Origin of the sequence: Kushneria indalinina DSM 14324, assembly GCF_003385845.1 — a bacterium.
GTDB classification, from domain to species: domain Bacteria; phylum Pseudomonadota; class Gammaproteobacteria; order Pseudomonadales; family Halomonadaceae; genus Kushneria; species Kushneria indalinina.
In genome coordinates, this window is the sequence record NZ_QRDJ01000006.1 from 1,239,587 (window position 1) to 1,254,045 (window position 14,459).

The 14,459-nt window shown below is 61.1% G+C and carries 12 protein-coding genes; 7 read left to right on the forward strand and 5 right to left on the reverse strand.

The window, feature by feature from the left end:
* Nucleotide 1: 1 nt before the first annotated feature.
* Together serC and gyrA are read right to left on the reverse strand one after the other, a co-directional pair.
* A complete protein-coding gene (serC, locus tag C8D72_RS05820; protein WP_115853395.1) occupies nt 2-1,081 on the reverse strand; it encodes a 3-phosphoserine/phosphohydroxythreonine transaminase in 1,080 nt (359 codons plus the stop codon).
* Nucleotides 1,082-1,141: 60 nt separating this feature from the next.
* Nucleotides 1,142-3,844 (reverse strand): DNA gyrase subunit A, encoded by a 2,703-nt coding sequence (gene gyrA, locus C8D72_RS05825; protein WP_115853396.1) that lies wholly within the window; start codon nt 3,842-3,844, stop codon nt 1,142-1,144.
* Nucleotides 3,845-4,193: 349 nt separating this feature from the next.
* Between gyrA and C8D72_RS05830 the strand changes: the two genes are divergently transcribed.
* Both C8D72_RS05830 and C8D72_RS05835 read left to right on the forward strand, forming a co-directional pair.
* Nucleotides 4,194-5,120, forward strand: a complete 927-nt coding sequence (locus tag C8D72_RS05830) for a recombination-associated protein RdgC (RefSeq protein WP_115853397.1) — start codon at nt 4,194-4,196, stop codon at nt 5,118-5,120.
* 29 nt (nt 5,121-5,149) lie between these two features.
* Nucleotides 5,150-6,319: a 1-acyl-sn-glycerol-3-phosphate acyltransferase gene (locus tag C8D72_RS05835; RefSeq protein WP_115853398.1), complete on the forward strand. Its 1,170-nt coding sequence runs from the start codon at nt 5,150-5,152 to the stop codon at nt 6,317-6,319.
* 74 nt (nt 6,320-6,393) lie between these two features.
* On the opposite strand, the gene C8D72_RS05840 is transcribed toward C8D72_RS05835, so the two are convergent.
* Nucleotides 6,394-7,878: a TrkH family potassium uptake protein gene (locus tag C8D72_RS05840; protein ID WP_425453257.1), complete on the reverse strand. Its 1,485-nt coding sequence runs from the start codon at nt 7,876-7,878 to the stop codon at nt 6,394-6,396.
* Between the two features lie 141 nt (nt 7,879-8,019).
* Complete coding sequence (locus tag C8D72_RS05845; protein WP_281271602.1) at nt 8,020-8,487, reverse strand: pilin; 468 nt, start codon at nt 8,485-8,487, stop codon at nt 8,020-8,022.
* A gap of 162 nt (nt 8,488-8,649) precedes the next feature.
* Between C8D72_RS05845 and pilB the strand changes: the two genes are divergently transcribed.
* From pilB to yacG, 5 genes are read left to right on the forward strand one after another with little or no spacing between them, the layout of a single operon-like run.
* Nucleotides 8,650-10,383, forward strand: a complete 1,734-nt coding sequence (gene pilB / locus C8D72_RS05850; RefSeq protein WP_115853400.1) for a type IV-A pilus assembly ATPase PilB — start codon at nt 8,650-8,652, stop codon at nt 10,381-10,383.
* A gap of 8 nt (nt 10,384-10,391) precedes the next feature.
* A complete protein-coding gene (locus C8D72_RS05855) occupies nt 10,392-11,633 on the forward strand; it encodes a type II secretion system F family protein (protein WP_115853401.1) in 1,242 nt (413 codons plus the stop codon).
* A gap of 7 nt (nt 11,634-11,640) precedes the next feature.
* Complete coding sequence (locus C8D72_RS05860) at nt 11,641-12,528, forward strand: prepilin peptidase (protein ID WP_115853402.1); 888 nt, start codon at nt 11,641-11,643, stop codon at nt 12,526-12,528.
* Nucleotides 12,529-12,584: 56 nt separating this feature from the next.
* On the forward strand, nt 12,585-13,196 hold the full coding sequence (coaE, locus tag C8D72_RS05865; RefSeq protein ID WP_115853403.1) for a dephospho-CoA kinase: 612 nt from the start codon (nt 12,585-12,587) through the stop codon (nt 13,194-13,196).
* A complete protein-coding gene (gene yacG / locus C8D72_RS05870) occupies nt 13,189-13,407 on the forward strand; it encodes a DNA gyrase inhibitor YacG (protein WP_115853404.1) in 219 nt (72 codons plus the stop codon). Before coaE ends, yacG begins: the two co-directional genes overlap by 8 nt.
* A gap of 94 nt (nt 13,408-13,501) precedes the next feature.
* Here yacG and C8D72_RS05875 read toward each other — a convergent pair whose 3' ends face one another.
* Nucleotides 13,502-14,446 (reverse strand): Nudix family hydrolase, encoded by a 945-nt coding sequence (locus C8D72_RS05875; RefSeq protein WP_115853405.1) that lies wholly within the window; start codon nt 14,444-14,446, stop codon nt 13,502-13,504.
* Between the last annotated feature and the right edge of the window lie 13 nt (nt 14,447-14,459).

Here is a 14,459-nt window from a genome sequence, read left to right on the forward strand (position 1 = left end):
TCTACCCGTAGCGACGCTCGAAGTCCTGCATGAAGGACACCAGTCGATCAACGCCCTCTTCCGGCATGGCGTTATAAAGGCTGGCACGCATACCACCCACACTACGATGCCCCTTGAGCGTCAGCAGCCCTGCGGCCTCGGACTCGGCAAGGAACGTTTTGTTGAGCGACTCATCACCGAGCACGAAGGGCACATTGGTCAGCGAGCGATTGGCCGTAGCGATCGGATTGGAATAGAAGCCGCTGGTGTCGATGGCGTCATAGAGCTTTTGCGCCTTGCGACGGTTGACCTTCTCGATGGCATCTACCCCGCCCTGCGCCTTGAGCCATTCAAACACCAGACCCGACAGATACCAGGCATAGGTGGCCGGCGTATTGAGCATGGAGCCGTTATCGGCAAACGCCTTCCAGTTGAGCATGGAAGGTGTCTCCCGGCGAGCACGCCCCAGCAGATCGTTGCGCACGATGACAATCACGATACCGGCCGGGCCGATGTTCTTCTGCGCCCCGGCATAGATCACGCCGAATTTCGACACATCCACCGAGCGCGACAGAATCGAGGAGGACATGTCACAGACCAGCGGTACATCGGCCTGCGGGACGTAATCCATCTGCAGCCCGCCGATGGTCTCGTTATCGCAGTAGTGCAGATAGGCGGCATCACTGGACAGCGCCAGTGCCTCCTGACCGGGCACGGCGGTATAGCCGTTGCCTTCGGCCGAGGCGACCAGATGGGCATCGCCCAGATGCCGACCTTCCTTCAGGGCCTTCTGCGACCAGATGCCGGTATCCAGGTAATTGCCACGACCGCCCTGCCCCAGCAGGTTAAACGGCACACACCCGAACTGCTGCGTGGCACCGCCCTGCATGAACAGCACGCTGTAGTTGTCCGGCACCTGCATCAGTTCACGCAGATTGGCCTCGGCACGTTCCGCGACGGCGATAAAGGCCTCACTGCGATGACTCATCTCCATGACGGAAAGGCCACGCCCTTCAAAATCGAGCATCTCATCGCGTGCGCGCTCAAGCACGGCGGTGGGCAGCGTGGCGGGGCCGGAACAGAAGTTGAAATGTCGGGTCATGTCAGGTCTCGACAGGCTTGAAAAAATAACGGCGCCTTTCCATGAAAGGCGCCGATGGTTCTAGTCTTCGCGGGCCGAATCGGCATCGCCGTCATCGGTGGCAGCCGGGGACTGATCAGCATCCTCGTCCAGGGCTTCCTCCTCGGCAAACGCCTCATCGTCCTTTTCCAGCTCATCAAGGCGCACCGTGGAGACCAGGCTTTCACCCTTGACGGTCCGGATCAGGGTGACGCCCTGGGTGTTACGCGAGCTGATGGAGACCTCGCTGACGCGAGTACGGACCAGCGTGCCCCGATCGGAGATCATCATCATCTCATCGCTGTCACCGACCTGGATGGCAGCTACCAGTGCGCCGTTACGCGCCGTGGTCTGCATGGCGATCACGCCCTGCCCGCCACGCCCGCGCAGCGGGAACTCCTCGAGTCGGGTCCGCTTGCCGTAGCCATTGATGGAGGCCGTCAGGATATAGCACTGCCCTTCACTGATCTGGCTGGACGCCACCTCGCTCTCATCATCGGCACCTTCATCGATGGTGGTGCTGCTGGGAATGATCAGGCTGATCACCCGGGCATCGCCCAACAGTCGCATCCCTCTGACGCCGCGCGCCGTACGGCCCATGGCACGCACGTCGTTTTCGTCAAAGCGGATCGCCTTGCCGTTGGAGGACAGCAGGATGGCATGATCGCTACCCGACGTAATGGCAGCGCCCACCAGGCGGTCCCCTTCATCCAGATCCAGCGCGATCAGACCGGCACTGCGCGGACGCGAGAACTGATCCAGCGTGGTGCGCTTGACCGTGCCGTTGGCGGTAGCAAAGAAGATATAGCTGTCGTCGCGATACTCCTTGACCGGCAGGATCGCGGTAATCCACTCGCCCTCATCCAGCGACAGCAGATTGACCAGCGGTCGGCCACGCGAGCCGCGCGAGGCCTGCGGCATCTCATAAACCTTGAGCCAGTAGACCTTGCCACGATCGGAGAAGAGCAGCACGGTGTCGTGAGTCGAGGCCACCAGCAGATGCTCGATGACATCCTCATCCTTCATGCTGGTCGCCGACTTGCCGCGCCCGCCACGCTTCTGGGCCTGATAGTCGGACAGCGGCTGAGTCTTGGCATAGCCGCTGCGAGAAATGGTCACCACCATATCCTCGGCCGCGATCAGATCTTCCATTGTGAGATCACGACGGCTGTTCTGAATCTCGGTGCGACGCTTGTCGCGATACTGATCGCGTACGGCTTCCAGCTCTTCACGAATGACTTCCATCAGGCGGTCGGCGGATGAAAGGATTCGGGTCAGCTCGGCGATGGTATCCAGGATACCCTTGTACTCATCGAGCAGCTTTTCGGTCTCAAGCCCGGTCAGCCGGTGCAGACGCAGCTCCAGAATGGCCTGAGCCTGAGCAGCCGACAGCTGATAGCGACCGCGATCCTCCGACAGTCCACAGCTCTCTTCGAGATCATCGGGCTTGCAGGAGGTCGCGCCGGCGCGGTCCAGCATGTCGATGACCTGACCCGGCTGCCAGTCACGCGCGATCAGCTTTTCCTTCGCCTCGGCCGCGTTGGGCGAGGCCTTGATCAGCTCGATCACTTCATCGATGTTGGAGATGGCGACCGTCAGGCCTTCAAGAATGTGGCCACGCTCCCTGGCCTTTTTCAGCTCATAGAGCGTGCGCCGGGTCACCACTTCGCGGCGGTGGCGAACGAAGGCTTCCAGCAGCTGCTTGAGGTTGAGCGTTTTGGGCTGGCCGCCTTCCAGAGCCACCACGTTGATCCCGAACACGGTCTCAAGCTGGGTCTGGGAGAAGAGGTTATTGACCACCACATCACCGGACTCGCCACGACGGGTCTCGATGACAACGCGCAGACCATCCTTGTCGGACTCGTCACGCAGCTCGGCGATGCCCTCGATGCGCTTTTCCTTGACCAGCTCGGCGATCTTTTCGATCAGACGCGCCTTGTTGACCTGGTAGGGAAGCTCGGTCACGACAATGTGATCACGCCCGGTGCGATCATCGTGCTCGACGGTATGGCGGGCACGAACGTGGATACGCCCACGGCCGGTGCGATAGGCATCCAGAATGCCGGCACGGCCGTTGATGATGCCGGCGGTCGGGAAATCCGGGCCGGGAATATACTCCATCAGCTCATCGATGCTGAGCGTATGGTCCTCGATCAGCGCCAGACAGCCGTCGATGACCTCGCCCATGTTATGCGGCGGCACGTTGGTTGCCATGCCCACTGCAATGCCGGAGGCACCGTTGACCAGCAGATTGGGAACACGCGTTGGCAGCACCTCGGGGATACGCTCGGTGCCGTCATAGTTGTCGACCCAGTCGACCGTGTCCTTTTCCAGATCCGAGAGCAGCTCATGCGACAGTCGTGCCATGCGCACTTCGGTGTAACGCATGGCGGCGGCACTATCGCCGTCGATCGAGCCGAAGTTGCCCTGTCCATCCACCAGCATGTAGCGCATGGAGAAGTCCTGGGCCATGCGCACGATGGTGTCGTACACGGCGCTGTCACCGTGCGGGTGATACTTACCGATGACATCACCGACAACACGCGCCGATTTCAGATAGGACTTGTTCCAGTCGTTGCGCAGTTCATGCATGGCATACAGCACGCGACGGTGTACCGGCTTGAGCCCGTCCCTGACATCGGGCAGCGCTCGACCGATGATGACGCTCATCGCGTAATCAAGGTACGACTGCTTCAGCTCGTCCTCGATATTGACTGGCAGAATCTCTCTGGCGATCTCACCCATGGGTCGTCAAATCCTGGTCCTGTTCAAGAAGCCCTGCTGCCTGAACACCCCGGCCACAGGGGCCATGGGGCGTTCAGGCGCGAACACCCGTAATGCAATCACGACGCACACATGATCGCGCACGGATGATCCAATTGGTTGGCCCGGATTGTACCACAGCCCCACCGCTCTCCGGCAGACAGTGATGCAATCCGGCGGTGATTCGAACACCTGCGGACAATGGCGCTGTCATGCCCCGCATCGAGGGCCATCATTATCGGATAGTCCAGGAGTACGGGATCAGAACGTGCCAGCGCTGGCACCCGCGCCTGCCATTCGACATAATGTGCGCCTTCAAGGAAAGGACGCTATGTGGTTCAAGCATTTACAACTTTATCGCCTACACGATGAGCAGGACTGGTCACTGGATCAGCTCACCCAGGCTCTCGACACCTATCGTTTTGCGCCGGTCACCGAGACTCAGGCCCGCCGCGTGGGCTGGTCAGCGCCTGCCGGACGCCACGGCGACCAGCTGGTGCATGAAATTCAGGGCCACCGTCTGATGACGCTGCTGCGCCAGGAGCGGCTGTTACCGAGTGCCGTGGTCAAGGAAACGCTCGAGGAGCGTGTCGAGGCGCTGGCCGCCCAGCAGGGCTACCCGCCCAGCCGACGTGACAAGCTGGCGCTCAAGGAGCGCATTGTCGAGGAACTGCTGCCACGCGCCTTTACCCGCACGACCCGCACGGATCTGTGGTGGGACACGAAACGCCGCCTGATCGGGATCAACGCCTCCAGCGCCAAACGCGCCGAGGAGATCCTCGACGTGCTGCGTGAATCGCTGGGCTCGCTCAAGGTGATTCCACTGGTGCCGCAGACGCCGGCCGGACGCACCATGACGACCTGGCTGACCGACCCGACCACCCGCCCGGAAGGCGTGATTCTGGGCGATCAGATCGAGCTGCGCGCCAAGGGCGATGACGGCATTCTGCGCGCCCGCAGCATCGACCCGGACGGTGAAGAGGTACGCATGTCACTGGACGTTGGCCGTCAGGCCAGCAAGCTGGCACTGAATATCGAAGAGCAGATGACACTGGTGCTACAGGAAGACATGTCGATCAAGTCCATTCGCTTTGCCGATGCCGTGCTCAAGGAGATCGATGACACCGACAGCGATGACAACCCCGTCATGCAGATGGAGACCGAGTTTGCGCTCATGGCCCATGTGCTGGGCGATACTGCCGAGCGACTGATGCAGTGGCTGGGCGGCGAAGCGACCACGGCTCCTGCAGCACCATGAATCAAACGTCTGACGACCCGCGAAACGAGATGACCTCCCCTGAAGCGCTGCCGAGCGTGGACGATTTCGAGGCCATACGCCCCTATAACGATAATGAAGTCGTGGCCACGCTGGCGCGCCTGGTGCGCAATGATGAATTCATCGACACCATTACGCGCTACCGGCTACCCCGGCTGGCCCGATATGCGCCGCGCGTGGCACGCGCACTGGCGCGCCACGGGCTCAGGCGTGCCGTGCGCAATATCCATACGGTGGGGGATTTTCAAAATCACATCTCCCATTACATGGCGCGCATGATCCAGAACACGACCAACACCTTCAGCGTGGAGGGTCTGGAGCATCTGGATCATCAAAGGGCCTATCTTTTCATCGGCAACCACCGCGACATTGCCCTTGACCCGGCGTTTGTCAATTACGCGCTCTATCACAGCGGGCGCAGCACCGTGCGCATTGCCATTGGCGACAACCTGCTGCAAAAGCCCTACGTGACCGATCTCATGCGGCTCAACAAGAGCTTTATCGTGCCCCGTTCGGCGCGCGGCAAGCGGGCGATGCTGGCCGCCTATCAGCAGCTGTCCAACTACATTCGCCACTCCATTGTCGAGGACAATCATCCGATCTGGCTGGCCCAGCGCGAAGGCCGGGCCAAAAACGGCGTGGACCGCACCGACAGCGCGATCGTCAAGATGCTGGGCATGGCCCGGCGCATGAAGGACAAGGACGCCCCGGTCAGCGAGACCATTGCCGAGCTGCGTATCGTGCCGGTGTCCATCAGCTACGAATTTGATCCCTGCGATCAGCAAAAGGCGCGCGAGCTCAAGGCGCGCAACGACGGCGTGGCGTATGAAAAGATCGCCTATGAGGACATTCTCTCCATCGCCGCCGGCATTACCGGGGACAAGGGGCGTGTCAGGCTGGTGTTTGGTGCGCCGCTCGAAGGTGATCAGGACAGCTACGACAGCGCCGCCCAGGAGATTGACCGCCAGGTACTGGAAAACTACACGCTCTTTCCCAGCCACTACCTGGCACTGGAAGCCACCGGCCACGCCCCGGAGCTTGTCGACACCCGCGATATTACACCGGCGGATCGACAGGCCTTCCAAAGGCGCCTTGAACAGGTGCCCGAAGAGCTTCGCCCCTGGTGGCTGAGTCAGTACGCCAACCCCGTGCTCAACCGGGCCGGCCGCGAGCCCCTCTAGCACCAGACTGGAGGGCGCCCGAGCCGGCAGGGTTCAGGGGGGCGCCCTGCGTCGAGGGCACGAGACGGGATTGGCTACTTGCGCCAGAAGGTCGGTGTCAAAAGCACCAGCACGGTCAGGATTTCCAGACGTCCCATCAGCATACCGATACTCAGCATCCACTTGGCCGCATCCGGCAGCGGCGCAAAGTTGCCGGCAGGACCGATCACGTCACCGACGCCCGGACCGACATTGGCCACTGCCGTGGCCGCGCCGGAAAGCGCCGTGATCAGATCCAGCCCCATCAGCGATAGCCCCAGCGCCAGCACCGCTACGGTAAAGAAGAAGAAGAAGGAAAAGGCGATAACCCCGCGTATCTGGTCCTCGGTCAGCACGCGCCCGTTATAACGCTGCACGAAGACGCCATTGGCATGCACCAGATAGCGCAGCTGGTTGACCAGCATGATCAGCCCCACCTGAAACCGGAAGACCTTCATCCCGCCACTGGTCGACCCCGAACAGCCGCCCACAAAAATCAGATAGAAAAAGGCCGCCGCCGACAATGGTCCCCATGCCGTGTAGTCGTCCGTGGCATAGCCGGTCGTGGTCACCACGGACACCACATTGAAGGCCACCTGGGTGAGCGCATCGAAAAACTCCATGCCACGCACTACCCGATACAGCGTCAATAGCGCGATAACCACCATCAGCAACGCCAGCAGCCCTCTCACCTGCTGATCCTTCCAGAGCACGCCCGAACGCTCACGCGCCATGCGAATATAGAGCACAAAGGGCAGCGCTCCGGTCAGCATGGAGAGAATGCTCAACCAGAGAATGATGGGATTGTCAGCGTATTGGCCGAAGGAGGCGTCGTAGTTGGCAAAGCCGCCGGTGGCCACGGACGTCATGCCGTGCACCACGGCGTCCAGCGGCAGCATGCCGGCCAGCCAGTAGCTGATGATCGAGACGATCGTGAAGCCGACATACACCAGCCCGATCGCCTTGGCGACCGTCCCGGCCCGGGGCAATACCTTGTCCGACCAGTCAGAGGATTCGGTCTGGAAAAGGCGCATGCCGCCCACACGCAGAAAGGGCAGCACGGCAATGGCCATGACGATAATCCCGACCCCGCCGACCCACTGCATCAGACCGCGCCAGAGCTTGAGCCCATCGGAGAGATGTTCGATGCCAACCAGTACGGTCGCCCCGGTCGTGGTGATGGCCGAGACCGATTCAAACACCGCATCGGCCATCGACAGACGCGGCGCCCCGAACTGCATGGGCAGGCTGGAAAAGGCCGACATCACCACCCAGCTGGAGGTGGTCAGGATGAACATCTGCCGGGGACGCAGCTCGATCTGCACACCCCAGGTCAGCAGGATCACCGCAACGGCCGTACCGAAGGTCACCGCAAAGGCCCAGAGAAAAGGCCACATCTGCCCGTCACGCTCCAGAACCAGAAGGCCCAGCGGAATCAGCATGAACAGCGACAGGACCAGCAGCAGCATGGCCAGAATACGCAGAATGGGGCCCATTCCGGCCGGATTACGGAAAAGCGGCAGACGCAGCATGCATTGCATCCAGAGTGGTCAACAGGTGCGCGCTACTATAGCGGCTTAAGGAAAGTGACGCAGCCGGGAAAGCTTATAAAAACAAAAGCCGGCGCGAGGCCGGCTTTGAATATTCAGATTACTTTATTGTGTGACAGTGATGGGGTCGCCTCAGCCATTCTCACAACCACGCGGCTTATATTCGGGAGCAACATCAGTAGTACAGTTCCAGACACCATCCACTGTTCTTGAAAGTTTGATATGTTTGCTTCGCAAGGTCGAATTTGCTCCTGTGTCAAAATCTAACTGAACAGAAGCTACTCCAGTATTACCGGAATTAGTATCCGGGACAGTCAAGGTACCCAGTTTCACCTGTTCATTGGTAAGACCGATAAAACCTTTAGTATCTGGCGTAATACTGATCGATTCTCCACGAAGCACAGCTTCCTCGATTGCTGTTTGCGTGCCTCGAATTGAGGCCAGCCCTGAAGCCACTTCTGATCTTGCCACATAGTCCTGATATCGCGGCACGGCAATGGCCGCCAGTACACCGATGATGGCGACCACGATCATCAGTTCGATCAACGTAAAACCACCCTGCCTGCCTGCCATTGACGTGCCCTTCTTGATTGAATGCATAAGGTCCTGCACGAACAGGCAGGATAACGGTATATTTTGCGTTGGATACTTGATTGACGCAGAGCCCTTAACGACAAAAGCGCCGGGAACTTTAGAGAAATGAACGCCCGCCGATAACAGGGACAGGTCGCCATTCCCCTCTGGCCATATGGACGCACGTGTATGTCGGATGCCCTCACTCAGCTGTCTGCCAACCCCCTGCGCAGCCTCGCCCACCAGCTGGTCGAGGATGGCCTGCTGGAGGCCGAGCATGCGCTGGCACTCGAAGAGCAGGCGCACCGGGAAAAGCGCCCGCTCCTCAAGCTCATTACCGAAGAGACCGGCGTATCGCAGCGCGATGCCCTTCAAAGCGCCGGCTGGGCCTTCGGGCTCGGCTGTGTCGATCTGGAGGCCATTGCGGTGGCGCACCTGCCGCCGCTGCAGGGCCTGCCCGAATCCATGATTCGTCGGTTGGGCGTTTTGCCTCTAATGCGCCTGGAGCGCTGCCTGATCGTGGCGGTGGATGACCCTTCCCGCCTGCCCGTGCTGGATGAGCTTCAGTTCGTGATCGGCATGAGCGTGGAAGGCGTGCTGGCACCGGGCGATCAGCTCGCCTCAAGGCTTGAGCAGTATCTGGAAATTCACGGCGAAGGGGCACTGGCACTGCTGGAGGGTCAAAACGCCATCGAGACGCTGGCGCTTGAAGAGGGAGATATTGCGGAGCACGCAGAAGACGCCTCCTTCCAGTCCAGCGATGATGCGCCGGTGGTACGCTTCGTCAAACAGATCCTGCTGGACGGCATTCGCCGTGGCGCCTCTGATATTCATTTCGAGCCGTTTGAGGAGAGCTTTCGCATCCGCTTTCGCATCGACGGCATTCTCATGGAGGCCTCGCGACCGCCGACCCAGCTCCGCCAGCGCATTGCAGCACGCATCAAGGTGATGGCAAAACTGGATATCTCCGAGCGGCGCCTGCCTCAGGACGGCAGCCTGCGCCTGAAGCTGTCGACAAAACGCCATGTCGAGTTTCGCGTCAACACCCTGCCAACGCTCTTTGGTGAGAAGATCGTGATGCGTCTGCTGGACCCGGACAGTGCCCGCATGGGCATCGATGCGCTGGGCTTCACACCGGAGCAGCGCAGCGTTTTTGAACAGGCCATTGCTCGACCGCAGGGCATGATTCTGGTCACCGGCCCCACCGGCAGCGGCAAGACCGTCACGCTGTATACCGCGCTCAACCTGCTCAACACCGAAGCGCGCAACATTGCCACGGCCGAAGACCCGGTCGAGATCAAGCTTGAAGGCATTAATCAGGTCAACGTACGCCCGGGGATCGGCTTTGACTTCGCCGCCGCCCTGCGCGCCTTTCTGCGTCAGGACCCTGACGTGGTGATGGTGGGTGAGATTCGCGATCTGGAAACGGCGGAAGTGGCCATCAAGGCTGCCCAGACCGGTCATCTGGTGCTGTCGACCCTGCACACCAATTCGGCTGCCGAGACCCTGACCCGACTGGGCAACATGGGCGTGGCCGGGTTTAACATTGCCACCTCCATCAGCCTGATCATCGCCCAGCGACTGGCACGCCGTCTGTGTGATCGTTGCCGCCAGCCGGTGGCCCTGCCCCGTGACGTGCTCAAGCATCAGGGGCTTGAAGACGATGAAATCGACCGGGCCACGCTGTATCAGGCCGTGGGCTGTGAGCACTGTACCCATGGCTACCGGGGCCGTGTGGGCATCTATGAAATGGTGCCGGTTTCATCCGCCATGAGCCATCTGATCATGCAGGATGCCGGGGCCATGGCACTGGCAGAGCAGGCAAGGCGCGAAGGCCATCGTGACCTGCGTCGCAGCGGCCTTCAAAAGGTACTGGCAGGGCTGACCACGCTGGAAGAACTTAACCGGATCATTCAGGAGTAATCATTCCCATGGCGTCTTCCGCCCTGCCAAAACGCTCGTCTGCCTCCCCGGGCGAGGCCATCACCTTTCGCTGGATGGGCAAAAACGCCCGTGGCGAGCGGGTCAGGGGGGAGATGCACGGCGTCAGCGAGCATGACATTCGCCGCCAGCTGTCCTCGCAGGGCATTATCGTGACCCGCCTGATTCGCAAGCGCTCCCTGCCTGGCACGGGGCATCGCATCAAGGGCCAGGATATCACTCTGTTTGCCCGGCAGATGGCCACCATGATTCGTGCCGGCGTCCCCTTGCTGCAATCTCTGGAAGCGGTCGCCAATGGCACCAATCGCCCGGCGCTGCGCCATTTCATCGAGACACTCAAGCATGACGTCTCAAGTGGCATGAGCTTTTCCCAGGCCCTGGCGGCGCATCCACGCCATATCGATCAACTCTTCGTTCATCTGGTCGAGGCCGGTGAACAGGCCGGCGCTCTTGATCGCATGCTTGACCGCGTGGCCACCAACAAGGAGCGCCTTGATACCCTCAGGGGTCGCGTTCGCAAGGCGCTGTATTATCCTGCCGCCGTCGTGGCGGTCGGTATCGGCGTGACCGCACTGCTGTTGATCAAGGTCGTGCCACAGTTTGAAAGCATGTTTGCAAGTTTTGGCGCTGAACTACCGGCCCCGACCCGGATCACCATTGCACTCTCGGAGGCCGCACAGCGCCTGTGGTGGCAGGTACTGCTGGCAACGATAGCCATCGGATTTTTCATCCGCCGCCTGCTGAAACGCTCACCGGCACTGGCATTTCAGGCCAGCCGCCTGGTGCTCAGGCTTCCGGTGATTGGCCCGGTCATCGAAAGGGCCGCCATCGCGCGCTTTTCACGCACTCTGGCCACCACCTTTGCCGCCGGGGTACCCCTGATGTCGGCGCTGGAAACGGCCGGCGGCGTCTGCGGCAACCTGGTGTTCGAGCAGGCCATCGAACGTGTTCGTGAGGATGTCAGCGCCGGTCAGCAGCTGCATTTTGCCCTGCGCAACACGGGCCTTTTCACACCTATGGCCCTGCAGATGGTGGCGATCGGTGAAGAGTCCGGCTCACTGGAGGCCATGCTCAACCGGGTGGCCGATTTTTATGACGCCGAGGTCGAAAGCCGGGTCGATACGCTCACGACCCTTCTGGAGCCCCTGATCATCGTGGTACTCGGCTCTCTGGTCGGTGGCGTGGTGGTCTCGATGTATCTGCCCGTGTTCGATCTTGGCAGCGCCATATAGGAATCTCATGATGCTCCCGCTTACCGATCCCCTTCTGCTGGTTTTCGTGGCACTGCTGGCTCTGACCCTGGGCAGCTTTCTCAATGTCGTGATCGCCCGGCTGCCCGTCATGTTGTCCCGACAGTGGACGCTGGAGGCGCATCAGACACTGGCACTAACGTCATCGACACAGACGCAGACGCAGACACAGACGCAGACAACCTACAATCTGCTGGTGCCACGCTCGCGCTGTCCGGAATGTGACACCACCATTGCCTGGCATGACAATATTCCCCTGGTGGGTTATCTGAAGCGTCGGGGGCGCTGTGCACAGTGCCAGGGTCACATCAGCGTGCAGTATCCGCTGGTCGAGGCGGCGAGCCTTGCGCTGGTGCTCTGGGTCGTGTGGCTCCATGGCCTGACATTCACCGGGCTTGCCTTCGCGCTCGCCGGCCTGACGCTGTTGACTCTGGCCGTGATTGATTTGCGCACCCTGCTGCTGCCGGATGTGCTCACCCTGCCGCTGCTGTGGGGCGGGCTTTTGTATCAATCGACGGCGCATCCCGACAGGCTGGCCGAATCCGTTATCGGCGCGGCGGCCGGTTACAGCATCGCCTGGGGGTTTTACTGGCTCTTTCGGCTTGCCACCGGTAAAGAGGGTCTGGGCCGGGGAGATTTCAAGCTGCTGGCCGCACTGGGGGCCTGGTGTGGCTGGCAGAGTCTGCCGCTGATTCTGGTGCTCTCGGCGACCGCAGGTGCCGTGCTCGGTATCATTCTACAGCTGTTGCTGCCCCGACTGCGGGGGGCACCCATGCCCTTTGGCCCCTTTCTAAGCGCGGCCGGCATGCTGGTACTGCTGGGAGGTGATAGGGTGATCGAGCTTTATTACACCGTCATCGGCCTCTCTTCGATCTAGATCATGCATACATTTTTTGCCCCCGGGCATCACAACGGTTATCTGTGGGAGCTTTCATGCTGATTATCGGCCTGACCGGGGGCATTGCCGCCGGCAAGACCACCATCGCCGAAGCCTTCGCGCGGCGCGGCGCAGACTGGGTGGATGTGGATCATCTGGCGCGCGAGGTGGTCATGCCGGGTGAGCCCGCGCTGGCAGAAATCCACGAACGCTTTGGCGACAGCGTCATGACCGAGGGGGGCGAACTGAACCGGGCCGCCCTGCGTCAGATCATTTTCGATGACGCCCGGGCACGCCAGGATCTCGAGGCCATTACGCACCCGCGTATCCGGGAACGGCTGATGCAGCGCCTTGAAACGTTCTCGGGCCCCTACGCCCTGCTGGTGTCACCGCTGCTGCTGGAAACCGATCAGCACCAGCTGGTCAACCGGATTCTGGTCATTGATGTGCCCCCCGAGGAGCAGATCAGAAGGACCTGCGAGCGTGATGGTGTTTCAGAGACACAGGCGCGCGCCATCGTGGACGCCCAGATGTCACGCAATCGGCGACTTGCCAGCGCCGACGACGTTATCGACAATGTCGGCAGCTTTCACGTCGTCGATGCCCGCATCGATCGGCTTGATCTTTTTTACCGCCAGCTTGCCAGTCAGTACAACGCCCATGAATGATGAGAGCCAGACACCTGTAGTGCCCTGCCCCCAGTGCGGCAAGCGACTTTACTGGACCAGTGATAATCCCTGGCGCCCGTTTTGCTCCAAACGCTGCAAGATGATTGACCTGGGGGCCTGGGCGGACGAGTCACACCGCATTGCCGGTGAGCCCGCCATGGATGATGCCAGCCTTGATGAACTCATGAATCGCATCGAGCGGGGCGACTAGCCGCCCGCCATGCTCAGGGTCATGACCTTGAACCGCCATGAAAGCAAAAGGGCCACCCCGACGGGGTGGCCCTTTTTTTGCCCATGAGACCGGCTTAACGCCAGAATTCACGGATCGAGGCAATGCCCTGGGCCCCCACGGCGCGGGCCCGGTCGCCATCATCACGCGTGGTGCCGCCCAGGGCATACACCGGCATGGTGACCTCCTCGACCATCTGCTGCAGATCATGCCAGCCGATGGTGACAGCGCCCGGATGGCTGGGCGTTTCGCGCACCGGTGACAGCGTCACGAAATCACAGCCCAGCCGCTGGGCCTGGGCAAGCTGCTCCTCGTTGTGCGTGGAAGCGGCCAGCCACTGACCATCCTCCACGGGACGGTGCGTCAGTGCCATCAGCTCCCGACTGGGCAGATGCAGCCCGTCAGCCCCCACGGCCCTGAAGGTCTCCAGCGAGCAGTTGAGGATCAGCGATGCGCCATGCTCGCGGCACCTTGCCAGTGTGCGTTCGGCGCGGGCCTGGTAGGCCTTTTCGTCCAGATCATGGGCCCGCAGCTGCACCAGCTTGATGTCATCTTCCGCCAGCGCGCGCTCGAGCATGCGATCAAACGCTGCCTCATCAGCGGCCTCACCCGTAATCAGATAGTCGTGGGGCAGAATCACGGCGCGAATGATGGGCCCGTTGGCTGCCGGGAAGGCGTAGCGGTGCAGGTCATCCGGGCTGACCCAGCGTACGGCCTGCCCTTCACGTCCCCAGGGCTCCCCCTCGAAATCATGCGTTTCCCAGACATCGAGCAGAATATGCTTGTCGGGATACTCATGATGCACGCGAATCAGCGGCTGAGCGCGCTGGATACTGATGCCAAGCTCTTCGCGCAGCTCACGACGCAGTGCTTCAAGCCCGGTTTCATAAGGGGCCAGCTTGCCACCGGGGAATTCCCACAGTCCGCCCTGATCGGCAATCGATGGCCGCCGTGCAATCAGCACCTGGCCCTGATCGTTGAAAATGGCCGCAGCGGCGACATGTACCCTTCTTTTCGGCATGCTGGCATGACCT

Coding starts and splice junctions, on each gene's coding strand:
- serC (WP_115853395.1), bottom strand. CDS start 1,081: ATGACCCGACATTTCAACTTCTGTTCCGGCCCCGCCACGCTGCCCACC.
- gyrA (WP_115853396.1), bottom strand. CDS start 3,844: ATGGGTGAGATCGCCAGAGAGATTCTGCCAGTCAATATCGAGGACGAG.
- C8D72_RS05830 (WP_115853397.1), top strand. CDS start 4,194: ATGTGGTTCAAGCATTTACAACTTTATCGCCTACACGATGAGCAGGAC.
- C8D72_RS05835 (WP_115853398.1), top strand. CDS start 5,150: ATGACCTCCCCTGAAGCGCTGCCGAGCGTGGACGATTTCGAGGCCATA.
- C8D72_RS05840 (WP_425453257.1), bottom strand. CDS start 7,878: ATGCAATGCATGCTGCGTCTGCCGCTTTTCCGTAATCCGGCCGGAATG.
- C8D72_RS05845 (WP_281271602.1), bottom strand. CDS start 8,487: ATGCATTCAATCAAGAAGGGCACGTCAATGGCAGGCAGGCAGGGTGGT.
- pilB (WP_115853400.1), top strand. CDS start 8,650: ATGTCGGATGCCCTCACTCAGCTGTCTGCCAACCCCCTGCGCAGCCTC.
- C8D72_RS05855 (WP_115853401.1), top strand. CDS start 10,392: ATGGCGTCTTCCGCCCTGCCAAAACGCTCGTCTGCCTCCCCGGGCGAG.
- C8D72_RS05860 (WP_115853402.1), top strand. CDS start 11,641: ATGATGCTCCCGCTTACCGATCCCCTTCTGCTGGTTTTCGTGGCACTG.
- coaE (WP_115853403.1), top strand. CDS start 12,585: ATGCTGATTATCGGCCTGACCGGGGGCATTGCCGCCGGCAAGACCACC.
- yacG (WP_115853404.1), top strand. CDS start 13,189: ATGAATGATGAGAGCCAGACACCTGTAGTGCCCTGCCCCCAGTGCGGC.
- C8D72_RS05875 (WP_115853405.1), bottom strand. CDS start 14,446: ATGCCGAAAAGAAGGGTACATGTCGCCGCTGCGGCCATTTTCAACGAT.